We start from the raw sequence: 11,105 nt of genomic DNA, 5'->3' as shown, positions 1-11,105 counted from the left end.
GTCGATGCTGGCGGGCAACAGCCTGACGCTTGGGGCTGCGACGGTGCGTCAGGCTACGGCGGTGAAGGGCGCCAATGTCAGCAGCGCGTTCAGCCAGACGCAGAACTACACGAGTTCCATCAGCGCGGGCGGCAATGCGGTTCTGGCGGCCCTTGGGGGCGATCTGAAATCGGCGGGTGCGACGATCGACAGCACGGGCAATATGGTGCTGTCTGCGGCCAAATCGCTCGATCTTGGATCTGTCACCGACAGCAGCAGCCATGACATCTCCGGCAGCAAGTCGGGCTTCCTGACGCATAGCAGCTTCATCGACAAGGGGAGCCTGTCGATCGAGCGCGGCTCGAACGTGACGTCCGGCGGCACGCTGACGGGGCTGTCCGGCGGGGATATGAGCCTCAAGGGTCTGATAGGCGCGCAGGGCAATGTCTCGCTTTCTGCGGGGGGCAATCTGACGCTGGAGGCCACGAAGACGCAGAGCGAGGCGAGTGCGTCGCATCACGTGGCAGGGATATCACTGAGCAGCCAGGGCGCGCAGGGCACGCTGGGCTATGGCATGCTCGACGACAAATCATCGTCGTCGAGCACGGTCTGGACCCCGTCGGTTCTGGCCTCGCTGGGCGGCAGTGTTGCGCTCAATGCGGGCAAGGCACTCACGATAGACGGCTCGGCATTGTCGGCGGCTAACGATCTGACGCTCTCGGGCTCGTCCATCTCGTTGCTGGCCAAGGAGAACAGCCAGACACAGAGCATGGCGCATAAAGACAAGACGATCGGGCAGAGCATCGGGCTTTCACCGAGTTCGGTGGTCGGGCAGGTCGTCAATAGCGCGTTGGCTGCAACCCAGGCATCTGGAAAGGGGAGCGGCACGCTTGCAGCACTGAATGCGCTGCAGGCAGTGAACACGGCCAGTGGGGGACTGGTTGGAGCAATGGGTCCGAAGACCGACGCGGACCATAACCTCGAACTGATCGGGGTGCAGGCTGGCGTCGGGTATAATTCGAACAAGCGTGATGCGACGCAAACGCATACAACGGTTGAGGGTGCGAAACTCACAGCCGGGGGCACCACGACGCTGGTTGCACGGGGCGATGACGCAAGCGACGCCACGAACGGCAATATCAGTGCTACGGCAGCGCAGATTTCATCGTCGAACATCGTGCTAGCGGCAAAGAAGGATATCGATCTCCACGCTGGCTATGACACGAGTTCGAGTGAGAGCCATAGTTCGAGCAAGTCCGCCTTTGTCGGTGCGAATGCAAGTATCGGCACATCCGGCGCCGGTGTCAGCGTTACGGCGTCTGTCGGTGGCTCGAAGACGCATGTGACGACATCGAGTGCGACGGCGGTCGATACGAAGCTTACGGCAACGAATGGGGTCACGATCACGACGCCGGGCGCCGTTACGCTGGATGGTGCGGAGGTTTCCGGCAAGCGCATCGACGTCAGTGCTGGATCGCTGTCGATCACGAGTTCGCAGAACCGCTCCGATTACAAAAGCACCTCGTCGCAGTTTGGCGCGTCACTATCGGTTCCTGTTTTTGGGGCGGGTGGCAAGACAGGTGGGGGTGCGAGCTACGGCCATCAGACGATAACCGACCATTTTGTTTCGACGGGTGATGTGCTGTCGGGTCTGTACGCAGGCGAGGGCGGTCTGGGCGTTGATGTGGAGGGGGGCACCACGCTGAAAGCGGGCGTGCTGAGCAGCACGGCTGATGCGGCGCTGAACCATCTGAAGACGGGCTCGCTGACGACGGAATCGCTGGAAAACGTGTCGCAATGGGAGCTCGTTTCCACAGGCATGTCGTTCAGCGGTGGTGCTGGCATGATGGGCTCGTCGATGGGGCCGATGGGCATGATTGGCGCCGGTCTGGCCAAGGGGGCGTCAGGGATGATCGGCGGCGGCCGCTCACATGACGAGACGAGCGAAAGCCAGTCTGCCATCACCGGCAATATCAGTATCGAGGCAGGCAGCCGGAGTGGCAGCTATGAGACTGATGTCGCGAAAGCGAATGGCCATCTGGAGAACAAATTCGATGCCCAGGCGCTGAGCAATCAGGCGCAGATACAGCGACTGGGCAGTCAGCTCGTGGGAGAGTTCGGCGGGCAGATTGCCGACAATCTCGATGCGGCGGGTATCAAAGGCTTCGGTGCCGAGGATCTTTCGAATGCCTGGGGCCGCATTGCGCTCGAAACCTTGGGTAATACGGCAGTTGCAGCTGCTTCTGGTGGCAATATCGGCGTGGCAGCAGCGAGCACGGCGTTAAGTGACGCTGCAGCGATTGCGAGCCGGGACTGGGTTCTGAACCTGACGCAGTTGGGGAACGCGGATCTGAGCAAGTTTTATGCGAATGTGATCAGTAACGCGATTGCTTCCGGCGCTGGCGCTGCCACGGGAGCCCTTGTGGGCGGCGTTGGAAACAGTAGCGTCGAGGCGTTGAACGGCGCCGGTTTTGGCTCTGCCATGCAGCAATTCAACCAGGCGGGTGAGCCTGATGCACCTGGTGCCGACTATATCGACGTTGATAAACCGCACGACATCCATGAATACGACAAAGATGGCAAACCGTTTGACGGGTCTGAGCCGGGGCACAAGGGGCTTCCGTCATATGCTGAGGTTCTCGCTAAGACCGTAAGCAATATGAGCACGGGAGACAAGATCGACTACGCTCTGCAGGCAGTCGGTTTCATGCCCGGCCCGATTGGAATGGTAGCTGACACGCTGCATCTTGGACTCGCTCTTGCGAAGGGTGACTACATCTCCGCTGCCGGTGATGCCTTTGGTATCGTAACGTTCGGTATTGGTGAATTTGGTCCGGTTGCTATGTGTGCTGCCAAGTTGGCTAAGGAGAGGCAAGAAGCCAAGGCGATTGCGAAAGAGAAGGAACTACTCGAGCTAATCCCCGGAACGCGCGTTGTTCCCGCCAGCGAGCATAATGTCGTCTGGGGTAAGGGCATAAGCGGTCAAGGCTATCCGTTTGAGGATTTCCTCGAAAAAGAACTCCCTGCCGGGAGCCGCTTGCCTGAGTTGTTCAGAACGATAGATTTTTTCGATGAATCTACTGGCCTCGCGGTCAGTGCGAAAACCATGGAGACAATGACACCGAGTAGAATGAAAAACCCGAGAAGAGTCTATTATGATATCAAAAGAAATATAGATACTCTTGAGAAATTTTCGGGTTACGGTTTGAGCGGAAGGTCAGTCGAATCGAGCAAAATTATCCGCAGAGAATTGGATCTGGCCATTCCGTACGAGACTGGCGCTGCACAAATGGATCAGATCAAGCGAGCGTATGACTATGCTGCTCAAAAAGGGATTGAACTCAAGATATAGAAGCTAAAGTGAGCATTGTTGAGAGGCGGTATTTGGCAAATATAAAAATGAATGAAAAATTCATAAATGTATCAACTTCGTCGGGTTACCGCTCCTCGATCAGGGATATATTGGGAAAAGACATCTATTTGTCTACCGATGCTGACCAATCCGACTTAGGGCACGCTATCTTGTCGGCGTTAGGTGTGAGTCGTTTTGTTCTCCCTGAGCGAAGAACCGATGGAGTGACGCATCCAGATCTCGAGTATGATATGTCCTTGTATGATTATAAAAAGTCTGATGAGCGTTACAAAAAATGGGTAGCGGAGGCCATGGAAAAATTTGGCTATAAGACAAAAAAAGCCATGTTCAAAAATATGAAAAGTTGTGAAGTGGAGAAGGATGAAAGAAGTATAATAATCATCCCATGGAAGCACGAAAAATTAGAGGCATGGTCTTTGGATGGACTTTCTGAGGGGGATAACGTAGTCATCCCCGCCGATAGCAGCGCGGAAGAGATAGGCTTAGCAGCGCGTCTTGCTCTGAGTAGATGTATATGAGGCGCTGTCACATTAATTGCGCCATGATAGACGCTGATGATGAGAACGTCATCTGTGAGCTACAAACGGCACCATTTTCCGTGTGAACTGATAGCGCATGCGCTATGGCTATATTTCCGCTTCCCTTAGAGCTTTCGTCTTATGGAGGAAATGCTGCTCGAGCGGGGTATAGTCGTCTCATACGAGACGATCCGTCGGTGGAGCCTGAAGTTTGGTGCGGCCTTTGCCCGCTCCCTGCGTCGCAAGGCTGCAAGACCGGATGATCTCTGGCACTTGGACGAGGTGCGGATCGCGATCCGTGGCAAGCCCCATTGGCTGTAGCGGGCTGTCTACCATGAGGGCATTATTCTCGATGAGATCCTGCAGACCCGCCGGAACATCAAAGCAGCCAGACGTCTGTTGACCTGGCTTTTGAAACGGCAGGGGGTACGCCCCTGTTACATGATGACTGACATGCTGAAATTCTATGGAGCAGCAAGACGCAGACTTGGTCTCGCGATCCGGCATCTCTCGCTTAAGGGCTGAACCGCCGGGCGCAGAACAGTCATCTTCCCTTGCGAAAACACGAACGCATCATGCAGAAGTTCCGTTCACCGGGCGGGTGTCAGCGCTTCGTTTCTGTCTTTTCAGCCATCCGAAATCTCTTCGTCCCATCCGCCTCCATCACCACTGCCCTTTCCCGGCACATCCATTGTATCCGGGCCTTCGCTCAGTGGGGCAGCGCGACCGCCCTCAGCCCCTGAAGATCTCTTTCTCGGGCGTCGCCTACCTTACATCAGTTAACGTGACATCACCGGGCAGGGATGTGGCCAGTGCGGTCCGCCTGACGATGGGCCATGCATTCGTCGCGATAGCGTCCCACCAGTCTTCTTAGGGGTGTCTTGTCGAGAGACGATGTGTCCTTGAACTGGCGAAGATCGACCTCGGCACGTTTTTCCGTGAGCCAGCGACGAGCCAGTGCTGAGGATGCGAAGGTCTTTCTCAGGCGTTTGCCATCGACCATCTTGCGGGCCTGATACTGACCCGCACCTCGGTACCATACGCCCTTGGGAAGCGGTTTACCTGTAGCCGGATCGATGCCTGATCTTTCTGATTCGCTCATGCGAAGCCCCTGATACCAAAGAGCCATATTTCCCTGATTGGCTCAGGAATGGCTCAAAATCAACGATATGGTAAATCAGGATTTTGCTCTTTACCCATTGAAACCCGCAGAAAACTGCGGAAAAGCGAATGGCGTCCCATAGGGGATTCGAACCCCTGTTGCCGCCGTGAGAGGGCATCGCCAAATGGGCGATTTCAACGCACTAGCTGCAACTGTCCACAACTGCCGACACCCTCAAAAGCTATATCCTGCAATAGGTGACGACTCCTTTGTGGTCCACATGGACCTGTCGAATTCCATCGCAAAACGCCAATAAACTCGACGTCGATCGAGATGCGGGGTCGATGGAATCGCGAATTTTGGGCCGCTCAATCTTTGCGTTTTGTCTCGGGCGCTTTGGCGGCCGTTTTGTCGCTTTTGATCTTATTTGCGAAGCTGGAAATAGTTTGAATCGCATTATTGAGTTCATCGTATTGGATATTTTTCTCCCATAAAGTTCTCTCATCTCCATTCCAGCTCGAAAATACTTCTCTTACTTGCTCCCAATTTGCCGTCGCACCATAAGTCTTGATATAAAATTGACCAAATTTGATCGCGTGCATTCTGTTATCAGTCTTCAAAGACTCCTGCATGAAATTTCCCGACATAACGAAACCATATCTGGCAAGAAATCCCACTACAGTAAGAATTATTACGCCTTTAAACGAATAGAATAATAAAGAAGGCCACGACATATCATTGTGATTTACAGAGCTTCCCATAAAGCTAAGGTATATTACAATTAATAATCCAAGCATCAAAATAAGCGCGCCTAAAATTGCCCAGCCATTAGATTTTCTAGAAAAATACTTTTCTCTTATCTTGAGTTCTTCTACAGTCGTTTGTACGAAACTACTTGAATTCTCCTGTAGAGCGCTCTGATACTCTTTGGTAAATTTCTCTCTCTCCGCGTCTAGGGCGTTCATTCTTTCTTGGTGATCATTTAACAAACTTATCCTAGTTGATTCTAAATCTCTCGCCATCTGAGTGAGGTAATTGTTCCTCTCTGATAATGACTGCTCCATCTTCCAATAATCACTATAATATTGCCCTTCTCTTTCTAAAATAAAATTCCTAAACTTTTCAATATCACCCTTAACTTTTTCTTTATAGATATAATTGTTTACGCCTTGGGTGTTCAAATTTAGGTCAGCGACAAGGCCCTTCACGAAATTATCGAATCTGGAAATGACATCTTTGTCCGCTAATTCTGCCAAATCATCATATGATCGTGTCACGGCCTGTCTCCAATTGGGATTCGGAATACGCGTTCTCAAGCGACGTCATACCGTATCCAAAACGAGCCGATAAAACTAGGGAGTTGATGTCGCGCTACATATCACTCACTTAACACCGGCGGGGGAGGATTTCATTTGACTCACCCCCTGAGTTCGCGTTCTGTTCTCACTCATGGTAGACCTGACCCCAGCCTCCGAAGAAGACGTGACCTTTGCGATCCGTATGTCGATATCGCTCGACTACCGGGGGAGGCCGAGGCGCGTGAACGCCAAGATGACCGGGGCCGAGATCGAGGCCCTGGCCCAGAAGATCACCGAGCAGTTAAAGCGCTCGAACATGTGGCCGCATCGCGGCCCAGGAGCGCCCGCGCATCAGGCGCCGGATTACTCGGTAGCGTGGCGGGACAGAATTGATTGAGCGGGCGCGTAAAATCAATATCGAAATACTATTCATTATAGTCAATCATTTTCTACACGAACGTATTGATATATTTATAATATAAGCAAACTAAATCGACAAGAATATTCAATCTAAATTACTATATTAGGCCGTCTATAATTCTAAGCAGGCGTTTCACCTACGGGTAAAAAACACCCGTGATCATCTTCACTCAAGCTGATGTACTCTAGCCGCCACTGATCAACGCGGCGTAGGTCGGCCAGAGTGAGAGACGTGTCGGCGATCGCTTCGCAGATCTCAATAGCGATCTCAGTTGCCGTGTCTGGCTTGCCATAAGCGCACTCGAACAGTGCATGTAACTCACTGGCAATCTTTTCCGCGGACTGCCGCGCCTCGGGGCCACCTTCGGTTGAGTCGTATACGACTGATATCTCGAGCCCATACGGTTCGCCTGTTGCAATCTCGGCAGTGCGATGCTCGCCTAGATCAAAGAATAGACCCACTAAGTGTTTGGATGCGGGGGCGAGGATCTTCCCTATCTCGCGTTCCACCGACTTTTTTTTGGCTATCTCCCGTCGCAGTCGTCTTTCAAAAGCATCGGGGAAGGCGGGTCGGCCATAGCGTGCAGCGAGCCATTGCTTAAGCGTACGTTTTTCCGCAACGGCCAGAGATGCATGAACATCCTTGACGGCGTACTTTTCAAATTCTTCCTTGGTGACTGTAACTCGTTTTGCGTGTTGAAGCGCAACAACAACAAAATTTCCACCATCCACATTATAACGCAGATGAAGCGTGCGAGGGTTCTTCGCATAAAAGAACTGTGCGTTCGGCGCTTCAACCGCTTCGGCCAAGATGAGTTCGACCGTGGTTTCGCTATCGTTCGGAAGATCGCAGTCATGCGTGATCACAACTGCACGGCTGCCTTCTTCAATCGTACGGGTCGACGGCATCAGACTGGCTGTGGCTTCCGAAGAAAGAAGATCTCCTTGGCGCCATTCGGTTTCACGCTTGAGCATCCATCACCTCCGCATCATCCCTCGGAGGATCCAGGAATGGAAAGCTCAGTGCGCCAATCATCCGACGGGCGAGCCTTCGACTTTCCTAAGCCGGAGCGACTATAAGCAGCGTCCATGACTTGCGCTTCGGAAATAAGCGCTTGGATGTGTGAGTCCGCAAGATTTCCAACGGAAACCAAGTCCAACAGGGACTGTCCGTCGAACGCCTTCATTTTGAGTAGAGAAGAGGCTCGCATTACCTGAGCCTTCTGAAAGGCGTCGGCGGCGAGGCTAAGAGAGCGAATGCGCTCTAACTTATTATCCTCCGGCGTAGATTCACCGCTTATCCACTTGTAGATAGCCTGCCGAGAGACGCCAAAAACGGATACTAAATCGGCAATAGCGGGGTTCAGGACCTGGCGAATATTTGCGATATGTTCTGCGGCAGAGCGGATGTCTGGGCGTGCAGTGCTCACTCCTAACGTTCGGACACTAAAATTGGGTATGCGCGCATCCAAAACCGGCCCCCACGCATTGGCTTGAGAGAATGCGTATATGCTACCGGTGCCCCCAAGCGCAAAAGCGATGACGCCGACGGCAGCATGCAAAGGCCGAGGACCCGAGACGGGACGATGAACGAGTGTAGCTGTATACATGGGTGTTTGACCTATAACCTTTAAGCCCAAGCGCCGCGCGCAAAATCCGTCGTCGTTGCACTGAATACCGATTTGATCGCGCCGTGCAGTGAAACCAACTGTTCGTTGAGCGTGCCCATTTCCACTGGCAACTGGCCAGCAACATAGTGATCCGTGTCTATAACGCTATGTTCAGGCACATGATTGACCGCAAACCTTGGATCCATCGCCAATCCAGCCGGAAGCATGTCCGGCGGGAAACCAACAGGTCCAGTCATCTGATATACCTTCACGACCAATGTTCCCTCCGAAACGAGCGGGCCACTCTCTGTAGAGAACACGGTTTCACTGATAGCATGCTGGCGAGGCGCATTGAAATCAATGCCATGCAGCCCGCCTACGAGGTATTGATCAATGGTCTCGCCGGCGCGTGGCAACACAGCATCCAGATATCGTAGCCCAAGTCGACTAATGTGCTCGAGCGAAACCGCTTCATGTACCGCCGCTAGGCCGCGCAGCAACTGTGGAATAAATTCGTTATGCGTCTGATAGTGGGTCGTGTGATATGTGATGCCAGTGGGCGTGAGAACGAACCCAGATGTCCGATCACTACGTGTCATCAGCCACGCCTTCGTCTGTTCAATCTCTGGCTTCTGTGGCTGCCCCTGCCCCTGTTCCGGCACGACCAAATGCATGATCTGCTGGGGTTCGAACAACGAGTATCCGGCGCGGCGCAGCTGATCTTGGATTTGCTCAACATACTTAGCCATTGCAGCAACGGGATTGAATTGTGCCTGCGCTACTGCATAGTAGACCGGCGCATTCGACATAATCTCGCTCACGTGACCCCCCTGGCCTTTCTGGTTGACAAATTAGTTGTCAGTCTATCGCAAGATTGTCGTGGGCGCCATAAAAATCTTAGGCGACAGAGATGCGTGCTTATGGCGAGACTAAAGATCTCCCTAAAAAGCGCGGCGAAGAACTGTCCATTATCCGCTTAATCTGATGGATATTTTGAGTCGCAGTTTACCGGGCGTACTTTCCGCAAATAAGAGACGTCGCAGTGGCTACGGATCGTTATCAAGCGCAAACCACGCAAAGACTTTCTTGATGCATTAGTCACTTCTGACAAGCCCGCACCTGGTCCCGTAGCCCGATATAGTCCCCAATCCATCGCACCGTTTCCGGCTTCGGGCTCGCTTTGATCTCAGCAGCAAGCGCCGCTTGGTCGGCCTTGGAATAGGTCACAAGGGTAGGGCAGGGCACATACTGCACCGACGAGCAGGCGGAGAGCCCGAGCAGCGCCCCGAGAGCGAGCCACCTCATGCCGTGCCATCCTCAAGCCGCTGCAACACGGCATCTTCTGTTGCTGGCTTGTCGGCCTGAGCCTGCGCCATGGATTGCGCTTTCTGCGTCATGGTGTCGGCCTGCACCTTGTCCGCCTCTGACGTGCTGACAGACGCCGCATTCTTCCCCGCCCGGTTGGCGTACCAGATCAGGGCACCGAGAGCCGCGACGATAAACGCCACGGCCCCGGCAATGAGATCAACGGTCACGCGGCCTGCGCGACAGTGCTGCTCGTGCCCTTGAAGGCGGCAACGAGCGTCTTGATGTCCGTATCGAGCTTGTCAGCATCGTCCTCGATCGCGCTGATCGCGTCGAGAATGGCCGACAGGTCCTTGTTCGAGTTCTCGAGCGACGGAATAATCAGATCTCCGACTTCGCCGATGATGGCTGCGGCTGCTGTCAGCTTGGCCGTGGTGGCGGTGCTGACGGAACTGCCAGCTGCATCGGTGATCAGCTTGATGAGCTTGGTGACGAGCGTGTTCGCGCTGGTGGTCATGGTCTTTTCCTTCTGGATGGTGAGGACTGATCCCGGCCCGATTGCCGGTGTCGTCAGTCAGAGCTTGGCGTCGTCCGCGTTGGTGGCGTGCTTGCCGTTCATGCCGACGCTGTTGACGAGCAGGTAAAGGGGGAGCCACTTCGACCCGTCAGCCGGGCGCGGCCAGTAGCGTGCGATCACGGCGGCCAGGGCCACGACGAAGGTGAGGATCGTCGTCGCATCGCCGGCAAGAGAGGCGGGCAGGAAGGGAAGGACGGTCTGAAAGATCGTCTGCCAGTCGAAGTTCATGCTGATGCTCCGGTTGTGGGGATACCGCGCCCGAGGAACACGCCGCTTTCGATCTTGCGGCGGCGCTGCAGCCCCGGCAGGACGACAAGCTGTCCGTTCACCGTAGCCTTGTCCCAGACGAGGAATTGCTGTGCGGCCGAATTGTAGAGGCGCTGGTTCAGGCGTCGCACGAGGGTCGAGCCCTTGGCCGCATTGGTGCCGACATTGAACTGCCAAGAGAGAAGGGCGCCCTCCTGGTAATCCGTCAGCGGGACGGTCACGAACGAGCGGAGCTTCTCCTGCAGGGTCACGACTGTGTTCCGCAGCAAGTCGAGGGCTTGCGCCTGGGTGATCGGCTTCGTCGTCGCTGTGACAGGCGTGCCGTCAGCAAGGAAGCGATTGCCGTAGCCAATGGTCCAGTAATTGGCGGGGCAGAGGTAAGGCTTGAGGCTCAGCCCCTCGAAGTCATCACGCGAGATCAGCGCGGTCGCTATGTCGATGCCGGTCAATGGACCCACCCCGCAAGATGTGTGGTTACATAGCCAAAGGCGGCGCCGGTCACGATCAGCGCCCAGCTTGCCCAGCCCCGCAGGCTGCCGATCTTGTGCAGATCCGTCCTGACGGCGCCGATCGCCTGCAACGTCGCCTTCTCTCGCGCCTCCGCACTGGCCTTGTTCTCGCCGTGCATCTGCATCAGCTTGTCGGAGAGCGAGCGA

The 11,105-nt window shown here is 54.6% G+C and carries 13 protein-coding genes and 2 pseudogenes; 4 read left to right on the top strand and 11 right to left on the bottom strand.

Annotated elements, in window-relative coordinates:
• The 3 genes and pseudogenes from AA105894_RS10945 to AA105894_RS10935 form a co-directional block, all read left to right on the top strand.
• Positions 1-3,331, top strand: a 3,331-nt coding sequence (locus AA105894_RS10945) for an endonuclease toxin domain-containing protein (RefSeq protein WP_267311743.1), incomplete at its 5' end; no start/stop codon positions are given.
• A gap of 8 nt (positions 3,332-3,339) precedes the next feature.
• The gene (locus AA105894_RS10940) at positions 3,340-3,870 is read left to right on the top strand and encodes a contact-dependent growth inhibition system immunity protein (protein WP_267311742.1); all 531 of its coding nucleotides are present in this window, start codon (positions 3,340-3,342) and stop codon (positions 3,868-3,870) included.
• 75 nt (positions 3,871-3,945) lie between these two features.
• A pseudogene (locus AA105894_RS10935) lies at positions 3,946-4,613 on the top strand (IS6 family transposase); the annotation flags it as partial.
• A 53-nt stretch (positions 4,614-4,666) separates the two neighbouring features.
• Here AA105894_RS10935 and AA105894_RS10930 read toward each other — a convergent pair.
• Positions 4,667-4,972, bottom strand: a pseudogene (locus AA105894_RS10930) (site-specific integrase); the annotation flags it as partial.
• Between the two features lie 368 nt (positions 4,973-5,340).
• Entirely contained in the window at positions 5,341-6,249 is a 909-nt protein-coding gene (locus tag AA105894_RS10925; protein WP_267311741.1) for a hypothetical protein, read from the bottom strand.
• A 172-nt stretch (positions 6,250-6,421) separates the two neighbouring features.
• Between AA105894_RS10925 and AA105894_RS10920 the strand changes: the two genes are divergently transcribed.
• A complete protein-coding gene (locus AA105894_RS10920) occupies positions 6,422-6,667 on the top strand; it encodes a hypothetical protein (protein WP_267311740.1) in 246 nt (81 codons plus the stop codon).
• Between the two features lie 143 nt (positions 6,668-6,810).
• Here AA105894_RS10920 and AA105894_RS10915 read toward each other — a convergent pair whose 3' ends face one another.
• The 9 genes from AA105894_RS10915 to AA105894_RS10875 all read right to left on the bottom strand — a co-directional run.
• Entirely contained in the window at positions 6,811-7,665 is an 855-nt protein-coding gene (locus AA105894_RS10915; protein WP_267311739.1) for a hypothetical protein, read from the bottom strand.
• A gap of 14 nt (positions 7,666-7,679) precedes the next feature.
• Positions 7,680-8,120 carry a hypothetical protein gene (locus AA105894_RS10910; protein WP_267311738.1) on the bottom strand — a complete coding sequence of 147 codons (441 nt, stop codon included), beginning with the start codon at positions 8,118-8,120 and terminating at the stop codon, positions 7,680-7,682.
• 200 nt (positions 8,121-8,320) lie between these two features.
• Positions 8,321-9,121, bottom strand: a complete 801-nt coding sequence (locus tag AA105894_RS10905; protein WP_267311737.1) for a TIGR04255 family protein — start codon at positions 9,119-9,121, stop codon at positions 8,321-8,323.
• 277 nt (positions 9,122-9,398) lie between these two features.
• Positions 9,399-9,605: a hypothetical protein gene (locus tag AA105894_RS10900; protein ID WP_267311736.1), complete on the bottom strand. Its 207-nt coding sequence runs from the start codon at positions 9,603-9,605 to the stop codon at positions 9,399-9,401.
• A complete protein-coding gene (locus AA105894_RS10895) occupies positions 9,602-9,835 on the bottom strand; it encodes a hypothetical protein (RefSeq protein ID WP_267311735.1) in 234 nt (77 codons plus the stop codon). Before AA105894_RS10895 ends, AA105894_RS10900 begins: the two co-directional genes overlap by 4 nt.
• A complete protein-coding gene (locus AA105894_RS10890) occupies positions 9,832-10,122 on the bottom strand; it encodes a hypothetical protein (RefSeq protein ID WP_062164713.1) in 291 nt (96 codons plus the stop codon). Before AA105894_RS10890 ends, AA105894_RS10895 begins: the two co-directional genes overlap by 4 nt.
• A 57-nt stretch (positions 10,123-10,179) precedes the next feature.
• Positions 10,180-10,410, bottom strand: coding sequence for a hypothetical protein (locus AA105894_RS10885; protein WP_267311734.1), 231 nt, complete (start codon positions 10,408-10,410; stop codon positions 10,180-10,182).
• The gene (locus AA105894_RS10880) at positions 10,407-10,898 is read right to left on the bottom strand and encodes a lysozyme (protein WP_267311733.1); all 492 of its coding nucleotides are present in this window, start codon (positions 10,896-10,898) and stop codon (positions 10,407-10,409) included. The genes AA105894_RS10885 and AA105894_RS10880 overlap by 4 nt, the downstream gene beginning before the upstream one ends.
• Positions 10,895-11,105 (bottom strand): hypothetical protein (locus AA105894_RS10875; protein ID WP_267311732.1); only part of this gene is annotated, 211 nt, incomplete at its 5' end. The genes AA105894_RS10875 and AA105894_RS10880, both read right to left, overlap by 4 nt.

The sequence above is a fragment of the Asaia spathodeae NBRC 105894 genome (assembly GCF_025994195.1).
Classification (GTDB): domain Bacteria; phylum Pseudomonadota; class Alphaproteobacteria; order Acetobacterales; family Acetobacteraceae; genus Asaia; species Asaia siamensis.
This window is presented reverse-complemented; position numbering and strand designations above follow the sequence as displayed.